Origin of the sequence: Mycobacterium sp. ENV421, from assembly GCF_002887815.1 — a bacterium.
GTDB lineage: Bacteria > Actinomycetota > Actinomycetes > Mycobacteriales > Mycobacteriaceae > Mycobacterium.
Window position 1 is genome coordinate 65,941 of the sequence record NZ_PDHO01000020.1, and the last position, 13,334, is coordinate 79,274.

Annotated in this window: 14 protein-coding genes; 5 read left to right on the top strand and 9 right to left on the bottom strand. The window is 66.9% G+C overall.

The genetic code is table 11. From position 1 onward, the window contains the following. Positions 1–449: 449 nt before the first annotated feature. Complete coding sequence (locus CRM90_RS21105; RefSeq protein ID WP_233209430.1) at positions 450–1,487, top strand: CobW family GTP-binding protein; 1,038 nt, start codon at positions 450–452, stop codon at positions 1,485–1,487. Positions 1,488–1,491: 4 nt separating this feature from the next. Here the strand turns inward: CRM90_RS21105 and CRM90_RS21110 are convergent, their stop codons facing one another. Genes CRM90_RS21110 through CRM90_RS21120 form a run of 3 tightly spaced genes read right to left on the bottom strand, consistent with a single transcriptional unit; the run spans position 1,492 to position 4,576 of the window. Next, the gene (locus CRM90_RS21110) at positions 1,492–3,243 is read right to left on the bottom strand and encodes an MOSC domain-containing protein (protein ID WP_102808887.1); all 1,752 of its coding nucleotides are present in this window, start codon (positions 3,241–3,243) and stop codon (positions 1,492–1,494) included. 6 nt (positions 3,244–3,249) lie between these two features. After that, positions 3,250–3,888, bottom strand: coding sequence for a pyridoxamine 5'-phosphate oxidase family protein (locus tag CRM90_RS21115; protein WP_102808888.1), 639 nt, complete (start codon positions 3,886–3,888; stop codon positions 3,250–3,252). 19 nt (positions 3,889–3,907) lie between these two features. Next, a complete protein-coding gene (locus tag CRM90_RS21120; protein ID WP_102808889.1) occupies positions 3,908–4,576 on the bottom strand; it encodes a cysteine hydrolase family protein in 669 nt (222 codons plus the stop codon). Positions 4,577–4,686: 110 nt separating this feature from the next. Between CRM90_RS21120 and CRM90_RS21125 the strand changes: the two genes are divergently transcribed. After that, a complete protein-coding gene (locus tag CRM90_RS21125) occupies positions 4,687–5,181 on the top strand; it encodes a MarR family winged helix-turn-helix transcriptional regulator (RefSeq protein ID WP_233209431.1) in 495 nt (164 codons plus the stop codon). On the opposite strand, the gene CRM90_RS21130 is transcribed toward CRM90_RS21125, so the two are convergent. Continuing rightward, a complete protein-coding gene (locus CRM90_RS21130; protein ID WP_102808890.1) occupies positions 5,172–5,918 on the bottom strand; it encodes an SDR family NAD(P)-dependent oxidoreductase in 747 nt (248 codons plus the stop codon). The genes CRM90_RS21125 and CRM90_RS21130 overlap by 10 nt on opposite strands. A gap of 151 nt (positions 5,919–6,069) precedes the next feature. Between CRM90_RS21130 and CRM90_RS21135 the strand changes: the two genes are divergently transcribed. From CRM90_RS21135 to CRM90_RS21145, 3 genes are read left to right on the top strand one after another with little or no spacing between them, the layout of a single operon-like run. Beyond that, complete coding sequence (locus CRM90_RS21135) at positions 6,070–6,855, top strand: prolipoprotein diacylglyceryl transferase (protein WP_102808891.1); 786 nt, start codon at positions 6,070–6,072, stop codon at positions 6,853–6,855. Continuing rightward, positions 6,852–7,355 carry a hypothetical protein gene (locus tag CRM90_RS31035; protein WP_233209432.1) on the top strand — a complete coding sequence of 168 codons (504 nt, stop codon included), beginning with the start codon at positions 6,852–6,854 and terminating at the stop codon, positions 7,353–7,355. Before CRM90_RS21135 ends, CRM90_RS31035 begins: the two co-directional genes overlap by 4 nt. Positions 7,356–7,363: 8 nt before the next feature. Then, entirely contained in the window at positions 7,364–8,923 is a 1,560-nt protein-coding gene (locus CRM90_RS21145) for a radical SAM protein (protein WP_199189984.1), read from the top strand. On the opposite strand, the gene sodC is transcribed toward CRM90_RS21145, so the two are convergent. The 5 genes from sodC to CRM90_RS21170 all read right to left on the bottom strand — a co-directional run bounded on the left by sodC (position 8,901) and on the right by CRM90_RS21170 (position 13,290). After that, the gene (sodC, locus tag CRM90_RS21150) at positions 8,901–9,743 is read right to left on the bottom strand and encodes a superoxide dismutase[Cu-Zn] (RefSeq protein WP_199189979.1); all 843 of its coding nucleotides are present in this window, start codon (positions 9,741–9,743) and stop codon (positions 8,901–8,903) included. The genes CRM90_RS21145 and sodC overlap by 23 nt on opposite strands. 45 nt (positions 9,744–9,788) lie before the next feature. Then, positions 9,789–10,160, bottom strand: a complete 372-nt coding sequence (locus CRM90_RS21155) for a hypothetical protein (protein ID WP_102808893.1) — start codon at positions 10,158–10,160, stop codon at positions 9,789–9,791. Then, positions 10,157–10,933 carry a hypothetical protein gene (locus CRM90_RS21160; protein WP_233209433.1) on the bottom strand — a complete coding sequence of 259 codons (777 nt, stop codon included), beginning with the start codon at positions 10,931–10,933 and terminating at the stop codon, positions 10,157–10,159. Before CRM90_RS21160 ends, CRM90_RS21155 begins: the two co-directional genes overlap by 4 nt. An 83-nt stretch (positions 10,934–11,016) precedes the next feature. Beyond that, positions 11,017–12,222: an outer membrane porin GjpA gene (gene gjpA / locus CRM90_RS21165; protein WP_142391413.1), complete on the bottom strand. Its 1,206-nt coding sequence runs from the start codon at positions 12,220–12,222 to the stop codon at positions 11,017–11,019. A gap of 225 nt (positions 12,223–12,447) precedes the next feature. Then, on the bottom strand, positions 12,448–13,290 hold the full coding sequence (locus tag CRM90_RS21170; protein WP_102808895.1) for a L,D-transpeptidase: 843 nt from the start codon (positions 13,288–13,290) through the stop codon (positions 12,448–12,450). Positions 13,291–13,334 lie beyond the last annotated feature (44 nt).

Sequence of the window (13,334 nt, forward strand, 5' to 3'; positions counted from 1 at the left end):
GCAGGGTCAACGCCACCACGACGCCGCGGCCGACCCACACCCGCCCGCGGGCTGCCAGCGCTTGCCCATCGGTGACGATTGTTCCCCCCGAGCTCGAGACGACCACGGCGCGCGCCCCCGCGCACGGCCGCTTGTACACAGCAAACAGCACGATTCGGTCCTGACATGGATCCAGCGGCGCCGCGCGACAGTGCCGCGAAACGGACCGGAAGATGCGATTGCCTGAGGAACTTTATCCCGCCACCAGCGAGGTAGCCACTGTCTAAGAGGGTGTTTCGCCCAGCAATGTTCAAGGCCTCGGGCCGGCCGGACAGTATGCAGGGCGTTGCGGAACCGCGACCGCGATGGCCTTGGCCTTTGCCCGCCAGGATGTGGACATTCACAACTTCCAGCAAACGCGCCATGATGCGGCGAGCCGGGGCGCGGCCCAGTGTGGCACCATCTGGAACGTGGTGTCCCGGACTGTCAGCGGCGCAACGATCCCGGTGATCGCGCTCACCGGTCATCTGGGTGCGGGTAAGACGACGCTGCTCAATCACGTGTTGCGCACCCCGCAGGCTCGGATCGGGGTGGTAATCAACGACTTCGGCGAGATCAACGTCGACGCCGGCTTGATCAGCGGGCAGATCGACGAGCCCGCCTCGATCGCCGGCGGGTGCATCTGCTGCCTCCCCGACGACGGGCAGTTGGACGCCGCGCTGGCCCGGCTCGCGGATCCCAAGCTGCGCTTGGACGCCATCATCGTCGAGGCCAGCGGGCTGGCCGATCCCGCGGCACTGGCCCGCATCATCGGCTTCAGCGAGATCGGTGGAGTTCGCGACGGTGGCGTCGTCGATGTGGTCGATGCCGTACAGCACTTCGAGACCGTCGACCGCGGCGGCGTGGCCCCCGCCCGGTACGGCGCGGCAACACTAGTGGTGGTCAACAAGCTCGATCAGGTTCCGGCGGAGGACCACGATGCCGTTCTGGCGCGGGTCGAAGCCCGGGTACGCGAACGCAATTCGCGTGCCCACGTCATCGGGGCCACGAACGGACGCATCGACCCGACCCTGCTGTACGACGTCGCCGCGGCCACCGACGAGACCGGCCAGTTGTCGTTTCGCGATGCGCTGTTCGAAGACACGGTGGGTGAGCACGACCATGTGCACGCCGAATCGGTGACGGTGACGGCCACCGAGCCGATCGACCCGGGGCGGCTGCTCGAACTGCTCGAATTCCCACCCTCCGGGGTGTACCGGATGAAAGGCCGGCTGGCGGTGCGACATCGCACCGCCGTGCAGGGCTTTGTGGTCAACGTCGTCGGGCCCGCTGTGCACATCGCCCGAAGCGCCGTCCCGCCAGGAACGGACAACCACCTCGTGGCAATCGGAACCCACTTCGACACCGCGACCGTCCGGACCCGGATGACCGATGCGCTGCGGCCTGCCGACGGGCCTGCGTCGACCACCGTCCAGCGGCGCTGGCAGCGCTACCTCACCAAGTCCTGACCGCTCACAGGTCGACGACGACGTCCTCGGCCGGTACGGCGATGCACAGCAATACGTTTCCTTCGGCCGGCGGTTCCAGCGGGTCGAGCTCGTAGCGGACTTGGCCGGCCAGAAGCGCCGTCTCGCAGGTGTGGCAGACGCCGGTGCGGCACGACCACTGGGTGGGCACGTCGCAGGCTTCGGCGAACTCGAGCAGGCTGGTGTCGGTGGGCCGCCACGGAGCGGAGAGCGCGCTTCGCGCGAATTGCACGCTGGGGCCAGGACCGGGCGGACCCTCCGGTTGGTGTGGGGGGCGGGCGGTGGCCGCCGCGATGCCGGGCGTGATCGCCGTGTGTGCACCGAACCGCTCGGAGTGGATGTTGTGGGCGTCGACACCCAACACCAGGAGGGCCTCGGTCACGGTGTCCATGAACGGCTCCGGGCCGCAGACGAACACCTGTGCCTGCGTCGGCAGGCCCAGCGCGCTCAACGCCTGCGCGGTCAGCCGGCCCCGTTCATCGAACTCGACACCGGGGCGGTCATCAGTGCCCGGGCTGCTGAAGAAGATCCGAGACTGGCTGTGCGGCAGTCGATTCAGTAGCTCGCGAACCTCCGCGGCGAACGGCAGTTCGGTGCCGTCACGCGCGCCGTGCAGCCACCAGATGGGGCGTTCGGAGCCGCTCTCGGCCAGCGCATGCAGCATCGACAAGACCGGTGTCACCCCGACACCGGCCGAAATCAGGACCACCGGTTGCGGGCTATCGTCGAGGAAGAAACTCCCCCGCGGCGCCGCCACCTCGATGAGGTCGTCGACCGTCACATGATCGTGGATGTACGCGCTGACGGTGCCCATCGCTTCCCGCTTGACGCCGATGCGGTATTCCGGCATGCCCGGTTCATTGGACAACGAGTAGTTGCGGACGAGCGATGGCCCATCGGGGCCGACCGCCGCCCGCAGCACGATCGATTGGCCGGCAAGCCATGTCGGCAACGGCTCGCCCGTGGGGTCGGCCAGCGACACCGAACGGACATGTCGGCTCTCGTCGCGCACCGCGGTCACCTTCAGCGAGCGGAAGCCGGGCCAGGCCGGCGGTGGTGGCGCCACTCCGGTCAGGCCCGTGTTGCCGGTTGCCGAATCTTGCTCCAACAGGCTTTGCAGCGAAGCTCTCCATCCCGGGCTCAACGCCGGGATCGCGACAGCGCGCTCCAGGGCGTCGCCGGGATGCCCGGGAAGGTAGAGCAGAGCGTCGATCTCGGCGACACTCACCCGTTGCGGACCGTCGGCGACCTTGACCACCTCCTGGCCCGCCGCGAGTTCGCCTTCGGCCAGCACCCGGCAATAGAACCCGGGCCGGTGATGCGACACCAGCAGCGCGGCCATTCGCGGTTCGCCCAGCCGCATCCCGACGCGATAACAGGTGACCCGGGGTTGGGTCACCTCCAGCACGACATCGCCGATCTGGTACCGATCACCGATGCACACCTCGTCGTCGGGAAGCCCGTCGATGGTCAGGTTCTCTCCGAACACACCCGGGCCCAAGTCGTCTCGACCGAGTTCGTTGGCCCAATACTCATAGGAGGCAACCTGATACACCAGCACGGCACGGTTCTCGCCGCCGTGGCCGCCGAGATCACCCTGGCCGTCACCGTCGATATTGAGCCGGCGCACCATCCGCGGACCAGACACCGGGGCCTTCCAGGCGCCGGTGTACACCGTGCGCCCGTTCCACTGCACGTCCTTGGGGAGTCCCACATTGACCGAAACCAGTGTCGCCATCGGTGCTCATCCCTTCTGGCCGTCGAGTTGGGCACGCAGCCGGTCGTTTTCAGCCTGCAGCTGCGCCAGCTTGGCGCGCAGGGGTTCCAGAGCGGGTTCGAGCTCAGCCGCGCTGAAGCGTGGAGTGATGTGCTGCTGGCAGTTCCAGTCGTAGGCCTCGACATCGACCAGGACGGCCCGCTCGACCACCGAGTCGTCGGTCTCGTCGGTCAGCATCTTCAGCAACGCAGGGTCTTGCTCTGCGGTCACGATGCGCGCGTGCCCGAAGATTTTCAGCCTGCGCTGGTGGGCGTAGTCGAGGACGATGATCGCCACCCGGTCGTCACCGGTCATGTTGCCGGTGCTGATGTATTGCAGGTTTCCCCGGAAGTCGGCCCAGCCGATGGTGTGGTCGTCGAGGACGTGGATGAATCCCGGGTTGCCGCCGCGGAACTGCACGTAGGGCCACCCGGTCTCCGACACCGAAGCCAGATAGAAGCCGTCCCGTTCGCTCAGGTAGTCCTTCTCGTCCTCGGTGAGCGAGTCGCGGCCTGGGGTGGCCTTACCGGCGACGATCTTGCGGCCGTAGAACGCGTCGCTGCCGTGGTCGCTCTGCACGGCGCGGACATCGTCGGTGAAGGCGATCGACGCGTAATGCTTGCTCATGTCGGTGGCCGGGATTCCGTCACGTCGCGCCTTCCGTCGGAACCGCCATGGCTGACACCACGTCGGCGGTACTGAGCACAGCGTGCGCCAGAAACGCGTAATTGACCAGCGCCGCCTGATAGCCGTCACCCCTGGTCGGATGCCGGGGACCCGCGGTGGCGTCGCGGACCACCGCCACCTCGAACCCCTGCTCCAGCAGATCCCGCAGATGGGATTCCACACAGATGTTGGCGAGCATGCCGCACAACACGACCTTGGTGATCCTGCGCTTGCGCAGTTGCAGAACCAGGTCGTTGGTCTGGGGTCCCCACACCTTGTGGGGGCTGGCCACGATCGTCGAGGCGTCTTCGATGAACGGCTTGAACTCCTCGAGCCAGTCGGCGCCGGATCCGTCGAAGCCGTCCAGGGTCAGAGCACCGTGGCGGGCGAACGTGCCGCTGCTGAGTTCGTCGGACTCCAGCGGTCCGTTGAAAAGCCAGTTGTGGTCGGTGGGATAAAAGTAGTGCGGCGAAATGACCACCGGATAGCCGGCCGCCTTGGCAGCGGCGAACAGCTCGACCAGGTTTCGCACGGTGTTGTTCTCCGTCACCGACGCCGCCAAAACCGCCCAGTTCTTACCCGTCGGGCTCAGCACGTCGTTCTGCGGGTCGATGACGACGACGGCGGTATCGCTGGAGTCAATATCCATGCGGTGAGTGTGCCACCACCGACTGGACACGTTGTGAAACGTCGCTGAACGCGGTGCGAGCAGATCTACGATGCGTGACATGTCACATTTTCCAGGCAGGAGCACCACGGGTGGCCGCACGCCGTAAGAACTATCCGCTCAACGCTTCCCAGCAGCGGACCTGGCTCAACTACATGCGGGTGTATCACCGGCTCGAATACGAGATGAACCGGCAACTGCTGGCCGACTGCGGCTTGTCGCTCAGCGACTACACGGTGCTGAACGCGCTGTCGCAGGCGCCGGGCCGGCGGACCCAACTCACCGCGCTGGCGACCACCATCGGCTGGGAACGCAGCAGGCTGTCCCACCACCTTCAACGGATGGCCGGGCGCGGACTGGTCGACCGCGTGCGATCGGACACCGACGGCCGTTCCACCGACGTGCTGCTCAGCGACGCCGGTTGGGACACGCTGCGGTCGGCGGCGCCGCTGCACGCCGAGTGGGTTCGCACGTTGTTCTTCTCCGACCTCGACGCCCGCCAGGACGAGCAATTGGCCGACATCCTGGCGGTGGTCTACAACAGCATCCTGCGCGAGGGAACCTTGCCGAGCCCGGATCAGACCTGAACCGACCCGCCGTCGACAAAGATCTCGGATCCGGTCATGAAACTGCTCGCGTCGGAGGCGAGAAACGCCACCACAGAGGCGATTTCGTCGGGTTCGCCGACGCGGCCCATCGGCACTGTCGCAGCCTCGCCGTCGAGCAGGGCCTGGTGCTGACCGTCGGGTGCCAGTCCCTTGAGTCCCGGTGTCTCGACGGGCCCGGGGACCACGGTGTTGACCCGAATCTTGCGGCCGACCAACTCCGCCGCCCAGGTCCGGCCCAGTGAGCGGATGGCGGCCTTGGATGCGGCGTAGGCACCGAATGCGGGCACTCCGCGGCTGGCAGCCGTCGATCCGGTGAGCACGATCGAGGCACCCTCGTTGAGAAGGGGCAGCATCTTCTGCACGGTGAAGACCGTGCCGCCGACGTTGCGGGTGAAGGTGTCGGCCAGGTGTTCGGGTGTCTCATCCTCCAGAGTCGCGAACTCGCCGCCGCCCGCGTTGGCGAAGATGACGTCCACGCCGCCGCCGCGCTGCCGGATCACGTCGGCGAGACGATCGAGGGCGGCGATATCGGTGACATCGGCCGCGACTCCGGTCGCGCCGTCACCGATCGAGGCTGCTGCCGCGTCGGCCCGCTCCTGGGTCCGTCCGGTCAGGAAGACGTGCGCACCTTCGCTTGCGAGGCGTTGCGCGGTCGCCAGACCGATGCCTGAAGTGCCGCCGGTGACCAGGGCTGTCTTGCCACTGAGTTGACCCATGATTGCTCCTCGATGTGTGGGACCTATGGTCAGAAGAACTACGTGATATGTCACGTTATTCCATCATGTACCCCGGCGCGATGGTCCGAGCCGAACCACTCGCCGGGCAATCACATGTCACGTTCGCACGATTGCCGATAGGTTTTGGACCATGGTCCCCGAATGGCATGTCGGACCGGTGGCGGTGCCGGTGCACAGTCTGTTCGTCGGACTCGGGGTGGTGACGGCCATGGCCGTGTTCATGGTCGAGGCGCGACGGCGGGGGGCCGTCAACGACCAGTCGCTCGTTGCGGTCGCCGGGGCGCTGGTCGGCGGCGCGATCGGAATGCGCCTCTCCGGCTGGGCACGTCACCTGGATTTCGCAGCCAATCCCACTTTGGCGCGCGCCTGGGAGTACGGCTCCAAGAGCATTCTCGGCGGCCTGCTCGGAGCGTATGTCGGGGTGCTGATCGCCAAACGCCTCGGCGGGTATCGCGGCAAGACCGGCGATCTGTTCGCACCGGCGGTCGCGCTCGGGATGGCCGTCGGCCGGATCGGGTGCCACCTCACCGAGGCCCCGGGCCGACCCACTTCCCTGCCATGGGGTGTGCACGCCGCCGCGACCACACCCGAGTGTCCCGGGTGCCTGACCGGCCAGGCGATGCACCCGTCGTTCGTGTACGAGATCGCCTTCCAGCTGGCTGCTTTCGCCGCGCTGATGTGGCTGCGGTCCCGCATCACCAGGCCGGGTGAATTGTTCGTCATCTATGTCGCAGCCTATGCCGTCTTCCGCTTCTTCATCGAGTTCACCCGCGCCAACCAGACCGTGTGGCTGGATCTGACTCGGCCGCAATGGTTTCTGCTCCCTTCGCTCGCCGTTGTCGGCGTTCGGATGTGGTATGGCTACCGCCGCGGCTACTATCGCTTCCCATCGCATCGGCAGGAGGTGCCCGCATGACGACTCCCCCACCGGGTGACGACGAGAAGGGTGACGGCGAGAAGGGTGACGGCGTCCCACCCCCACCACCGGATCAACCCCTGCCGCCTGCCTACCTACCGCAGCCACCGTGGTATCCGCCGCCCCAGGGATACCCGCCACCACCGGGGTATCGGCCGCCGGGTCAGTACGACTACCCGCCGCCTGCGCCGCCGCCGTGGCAGCCACACACCCCGCGCATCTCGGTCGGCATGGTGTTCCTCGGCGCGTTCTTGTACATGCCGCTGAACTTCGTCATCGGCTTCGCCGTACTGGCCATGTCCGACGGGCGTGGGCACAGCACAGTGGTCCTCGGCGCAGTGGTGTTGGCGCTCATCGCTTTCGGCGGGGGCGGTGTACTGCTGGCCACGGCGAAGGCCAACGGCAAGGGCCTCGGCCTCGGCCTGATGATCGGCTGGGCGGCACTGTCCGTCGTCTCCGTCGGATTCTGTACCGGCCTCAACCCCGAGCTGTACACGTGACCGCCGGGATGGGTTTGCGCGGCGACCGGTTGTTGCGTTACGTCACCGCCTTCTGCCCGTCCTGCCACGACGAGGCCCCCGAGAAGTCGCTGGCCGATGTCACCCGCCTCAGTGGCCGGCTCGTGGCGCGCGACGAGCGGGTGTGGCTCGAGCGTGGTTGCCGGACGCACGGTTTGGTGAGCACCCTCTACGACGAGGATGCGGAGATCTTGCGCTACCTGGAGGAGTGGACCGCGCCGACCAAGGCGCATACCCCCGATGTGGCCGGGAATTTCGATCCGATCCCGTCGGCGTATCTGCGCGGATTGCCGGAGATGCAGACTCAGCACACCTGCATCCTTCTCGAAGACATCGCCGAGACCTGCAATCTGCGCTGCCCCACCTGCTTCACCGGTTCCTCGCCGGACCTGCGCAACGTGGTTGCCGTCGCCGACGTGCTCGCCAACGTCGACCAGCGGCTGGCCCGCGAAAACGGGCGCCTCGACGTGCTGATGCTCTCCGGTGGCGAGCCGACGCTGCACCCGGCCATGCCCGAGCTGCTGGCCGAACTGACCTCTCGCCCGATCACCCGAATACTGATCAACAGCAACGGTGTTCGGATCGCGAACGACGACAGCCTGCTCGATCTGCTGACGGAGCACCGCAACCGGGTTGAGGTGTATCTGCAATACGACGGTCTCACCGACGTAGCGCATCGCCATCACCGCGGTGGGGATCTGCGCGCGGTGAAACACACCGCACTGCAACGGTTGTCGCAGCGAGAGATCTTCACGACGCTGGTGATGACGGCCGCCCTCGGGGTGAACGACACCGAGATCGGAGATATGGTCGCACTGGCCCTGGCCACGCCCTACGTCGGTGGGATCAGCATCCAACCGCAGTTCGGGTCCGGCCGGTCCGGGCACATCGACCCGCTGGACCGGCTCACCCACACCGGGGTGCTCAAGCGACTCGGCCCGCAGACCAACGGTGCGGTGACCTGGCGCGACCTGACCGCGTTACCGTGCTCGCACCCGCACTGCTGCTCGGTCGGATACCTGATTCGCGACGACGCCGGCTCGTGGCGCTCGCTGGTCTCGCTTCTCGGCCACGACGGTCTCAAGGCCAGACTCGGGCTGGTGTCGAACCGGATCGCCGACAGCGAACTCCCCCAGCAGCTGCGCCTTGCGGTCAAGGAATCACTGCTCGGGCTGCTCTCGGAGCAGTCGTCGCTGTCGCACCCCGATATCGGGGAAGTGTGGCGAACCATTTGCGAGAGTTGCGATCTCGGCATCAGTACGCTGCTGACCATGGCATCGTCGGCGCTGCCCGGGCGGCGCCGCAAGCTCCGCCGACTGCTGGGCGAACGGGTCGTCCGCATCACAGTCAAACCGTTCATGGACATGTCGACCATGATCGAGGAACGCCTGGTGCAGTGCTGCGTGCACGTCGGCACCAGCGCAGCTCAACATCAGTGCGCGCCGTTCTGCGCGGTGCAGGCATGGCCGGCCCTTGCCCGCCAGCGCTTGTCAATCGCAGCGGGTCAACAACTTCCGCTGCTCGCGGTCAGCCCGCGGGCTGGGGACTGACCGGTGTCGTCGTGGTCGAGACCGTGGTGGACGTCGTCACCGTGGTGGTCGGACTCACCGTCGTGGTCGTGGTCGGTGTGGTCGACGGCGTCGTGGTCGCGCTGCTCTCCGCCGGCGGAACCTGAGTAGCCGTCGTCTCGGTGACGGTCGCCGTACTCGTCGTGACGGATGTGGAGGCGCTCGCGGTCGCGGGCGACAGGACCGCGCAGGCCACTCGGCCGCCGGCGTCACCGGTCGCCATCGTCTCGGCGTCGGGTCCGGGCACGCCGTCGTGGGTGTACCGCTGCGGGATGTTGGCGAAGTTGTCGGGACCCGCGTGAATGATCAACGCGCTGCCCTGCGGACCTTTGAGGTCGTCGAGGGTGAAGGCGTCGGTGGTGGCGACGAGTTTCCCGGAACCGTCCTTGCGCACCAACAGCGGTGTCAGGTCACCGCTCGCCGGGTGTTCGGTGCGGCCGCCGACCTGTAGGTGACCGCCGGCGGACAGGAAGTTGCCCGGCGCGCCACCGGACGGGGCGACCGAGTCGGGCTCGCACTTACCTACCGAGTGGATGTGCATGCCATGGCTTCCCGGGGACAGGGTCCTTCCGGCGACGGTTTCCACCGTCACGGTCGCGTACCCGTTCGCGAAGTCGATGGTCGCGTTGGCGACGGGCTTGCCGTCGGGAGACTTCAGCTCTGCTGTGATCGTCTGGGCACTGGAGCCCGATGTCGTCGTATCAGATGTCTGCGGACTGCCGTTCTGAGCGGAGTTGCAGCCTGCGAGGACGAACACGGGTGCCGCAATGAGCGCTGCGGCGGCGGTTGCACGATTCACCATCGCGGTCGGGTACCCGCTATCGCCCGTTTGTACCGCGTTTCGTAGCTATTGGGCGGCGGCGTGGGTTCGGGTTGCGTCTCGATGGATCAATTCGACCGAGTCACCGACGTCGATCGTGACAACTTCGTCAGACGCGACGAACGGAATCCGGAGCAGGCCGTGGAAGCTGTCGGTCTCGACGAAGGTGTGCGCACGGGCGAACAGGGGCTGCACATCGAATACACGGACCCGCAGCTTCTCCCGGCTGAGTCTGCCCAGTTCCCGGCCTGATTCGGGATCGGTGATCACCGGCCCTGACAGGGAGTGCACGGCGAAGATCATGCCCGGTCTCACCCCGGCGTCGCTGCCACGGTTGATGACGAGCGTGTAATCGTCTTCGACGAGGGCGACCTGACCGGTGATCTCGGTCCCTGTCACGATGCCGCCAGTGAATTGCTTTCTGGCAGCGCAGAAGTCGACCCGGCACGAATCCGCGGCCGCAGGGCGTAGTCGTCCGCGCGCAGCGACAGGTCGACGTGACTCGGCGGGTCCTGATCTGTTCCCAACGTGAGCTCGACCGCGGTCTTGGCCTGGAACAACGCGATGACCGCCTGCTGGTGTTGTTCGGTGCCGAACGCGTTGATGGCCAGGGCCAGCTTCTTGTCGACGTACTCGACCGAACGCTGCAGGTCGGACTGCGTCGGCTCGGCCGGCGTGAGGTGCCCGGTCGCATCGATACCCAGTCCGCGATACCACCGGTGGCCGAGCGCACCGAGGACGGCGGCGCAGACCGGGATGATCACGACTGTGCAGACCAAGCCCGCAGTCGAGTGCAGCGTGATCGCGCCGACGATACCGAGCAGCATGCCGATGCCCGCGGCACCGAACAACTGGACGGCCGCCGGCACTCCTTCGATGACCCGCCAGATCTTCGTGACGGCGAGCGCGGTGTTGCGGGCAACCGCAGCGATGAAACGGGCAACGCTGGTCACGGCTTTGAGCGCCCCGCGACCGAGGTCGTCGGCCTGCTTACGCGTGATCGGCGACTTCGGCATCGACCATGTCCGCTGCTTGCGCGGCGACGCCGGAGTCGGCTCGGCTGGCGGCTCACCGGCCACGGCCTCGTGCTCGGCCTCGGCGATTGCCTCCGGTTGCGATGTCGGGCGCTCGACCGGCGGTTCCTGGTTAGTCACATTGGTATCAGCAGCCACATCCGTATCATCGCTTGGCGTGGCCGAAACGTGGCCCTGGCGCGCCGAGGCCCGGCTACCGAGTTTGGATCACTGACCGGCGATTACCCTGCTGCAGCTTTCGCCGGCGCCTTCGCCCTCGCACTGGATCCCTTGCCGGACCCGGCTGCCGCCGGGGTGCGCTTGGCGGTGGTGTGGCCGCGAGCTGCGACACTACTTCCCTTGCTCGCCTTGGCCTCGCGCTTCGTGGTCGCCTTGGGCGCGATCGTCGTCGTCGCGGCGGCGGTGGGCACGGACGCCAGGACGGACCTCGGCACCTCGTTGGCCGCCGCCAAACCGCTCGGCGCCGCCGCGCTCCTGGCGGTGGCGGCGGCGGTCGCGGGGGCTGTCCAGCCGATGGACTTCGCGATGGCGCGGGTGAACTCCATGAACGCCCCGATGGGCCCGACGGGAGAACCCGTCGCGAGCGGAACGTGGATGTGCAGCACGCCGAGCAGGTCGTTGTCGTAGGCGAAATCCAGCGCATTGAAGATCGAGCCGCCCGGGCTGAGCAGACCGCCGAGCGCAATCCCGACTTTCACGCCGGCTGGGAAGCTCACTCCGATCGCCGGTCCGAACGTCGTCGCCAGTGCGGTGAGGTCGACGTGCTGGCCGCCGTTGAGGAACGCGTCGGTCATGGCCGCGGGGATGTTCGTCAGGGTGTTCAGCGCAGCCGCCACGTCAGGCGTCGGCGAGGTGAGCTCCGCCCGGATCGCATCCACACTCGACGACAACACGATGAGGGGACCGAGCACCGGACCGGCCATGCCGAGCACGACGCCGCTCAACGCGGTGGTCGAGAAAGCCAGCAGCTGCTTTCCGGTGGGAGAAATGCTGAGCTGCAACAGGTCTGGGACACCGGGTAGCTGCAAGACCGCGGGCAGGAGTTGATAGAACGCCCGGTGCGTACTGTCCAGGGTGCTCAAGTCGGGGGCGGTCGGCGCGGCGAGGGCAGCCCGGAGGTGGGTCTGGATCTGATCGGCGACGGCGGCGAAGTCAGGCAGCTCTTTGAGGTAGGCGATCTGGTTGGCGACGATTTGCTGCAGTATCGGCGCCGGCGCCTGTCGCCAGGTGTCGAACAAGGCCTGCGTGTTCTGGCCGGCCCTGGTGAAGATGTCCGCCAAGTCGGTGCTGGCGGCCAATTGGATCGCGGGCGCGGCGTGGATATCCAGTGCCGCCGGGCCCGCCGGGCCTACCGGGCTGATTGCGATGGCGCTGGCTCCGACCACCGCCACCGTGGCGGCAACCAAGGGCCGAGGGACTGCATACATAGTGACTCCCCGTCGTCGTGTCACCCCTGACCCATGAGCAACCTACCCCAAGGCAGCGGCGGAGAAATCGAATTCGACAGGGATGGGCCGGGTTTGGACCGTTCGGCCGGTCTTGCGGCCCTCGGTGTTGCACCTTCCGGCAAATCACTCAGCGGCCGGAGAACGGGGACGTTCCCGCATCTCTGCCCGCGCGCGGCTCCCCCAGCGAACGAAAAAGTGACCTCGCTATCGCTGCCAGTCGCTGGAGCCGTCGACCCTGGTGTAGGTGCCGGTGGAGTTCTTCACGATGATGGGATCGCCGGCGCCGAAGTTGTCGTAGAACCAGCGGGCGTTTGCCGGGCTGATATTGATGCACCCGTGGCTGACGTCGCGCTTTCCCTGATCGTCGACCGACCAGGGAGCACTGTGCACGAAGTTGCCGCTGTCATCGAACCGCACGGCGAGCTCGACCGTCGTCTTGTAGCCGTATGTGGAGTTGACCGGGACCCCATAAGTCGAGGAATCCATCACCACCGACGGCATCTTCTCTTGCACGTAGTAGGTGCCGTTGGCAGTTTGATGACCACCTGCCGCCATCCCCATCGACATCGGGATGGTCTTCTCCACCACCCCGTTACGAGTGACGGTCAGTTGATGGGTGGCATCGTCGGCGGTGGCGATCAGCGTGTCACCGGTGCGGAAGGTGGACACGGCACCGCCCGCGTCGACAGTCACCGCGGTGTGCGCAGGCCAGAAACTGAGCGGGCGCCACCGCAACTGGGTGGGGGTCATCCAGTAGAACTTGCCGGGGACCGGCGGGTTCGATGAGACGTGGATGGCGTTCTCAGTGGCGCCGGCGTCGTCGATCAGTCCGGGAAAGTCGATGATGATCGGTTGAGCCACGCCCACCGTCGAGCCGTTCGCAGGCGCTATCCTCGGTGGCCCGAACGGTGCGACGCCGGTGAACGGCGTCGGGTCCTGACCCGCGGCCGGATCACCCGGATCTGCAAGCGCCGGTGCAGCATTCGCTATTACCAGCCCGGCGAACACCACAGCGGCGACCCGGGTGATCCTCGTCCAGCGCGACATCTGCGTTCTCCCATCACGTGCTCTGGGAGTCAGTGTCGCATGAC

Bases quoted from the DNA above. Each gene is read 5' to 3' on its own strand.
- CRM90_RS21135 (WP_102808891.1), top strand. From the start codon at position 6,070: ATGGTCCCCGAATGGCATGTCGGACCGGTGGCGGTGCCGGTGCACAGT.
- CRM90_RS21145 (WP_199189984.1), top strand. From the start codon at position 7,364: ATGGGTTTGCGCGGCGACCGGTTGTTGCGTTACGTCACCGCCTTCTGC.
- CRM90_RS21170 (WP_102808895.1), bottom strand. From the start codon at position 13,290: ATGTCGCGCTGGACGAGGATCACCCGGGTCGCCGCTGTGGTGTTCGCC.
- CRM90_RS21115 (WP_102808888.1), bottom strand. From the start codon at position 3,888: ATGAGCAAGCATTACGCGTCGATCGCCTTCACCGACGATGTCCGCGCC.
- CRM90_RS31035 (WP_233209432.1), top strand. From the start codon at position 6,852: ATGACGACTCCCCCACCGGGTGACGACGAGAAGGGTGACGGCGAGAAG.
- CRM90_RS21110 (WP_102808887.1), bottom strand. From the start codon at position 3,243: ATGGCGACACTGGTTTCGGTCAATGTGGGACTCCCCAAGGACGTGCAG.
- CRM90_RS21120 (WP_102808889.1), bottom strand. From the start codon at position 4,576: ATGGATATTGACTCCAGCGATACCGCCGTCGTCGTCATCGACCCGCAG.
- sodC (WP_199189979.1), bottom strand. From the start codon at position 9,743: ATGGTGAATCGTGCAACCGCCGCCGCAGCGCTCATTGCGGCACCCGTG.
- CRM90_RS21130 (WP_102808890.1), bottom strand. From the start codon at position 5,918: ATGGGTCAACTCAGTGGCAAGACAGCCCTGGTCACCGGCGGCACTTCA.
- gjpA (WP_142391413.1), bottom strand. From the start codon at position 12,222: ATGTATGCAGTCCCTCGGCCCTTGGTTGCCGCCACGGTGGCGGTGGTC.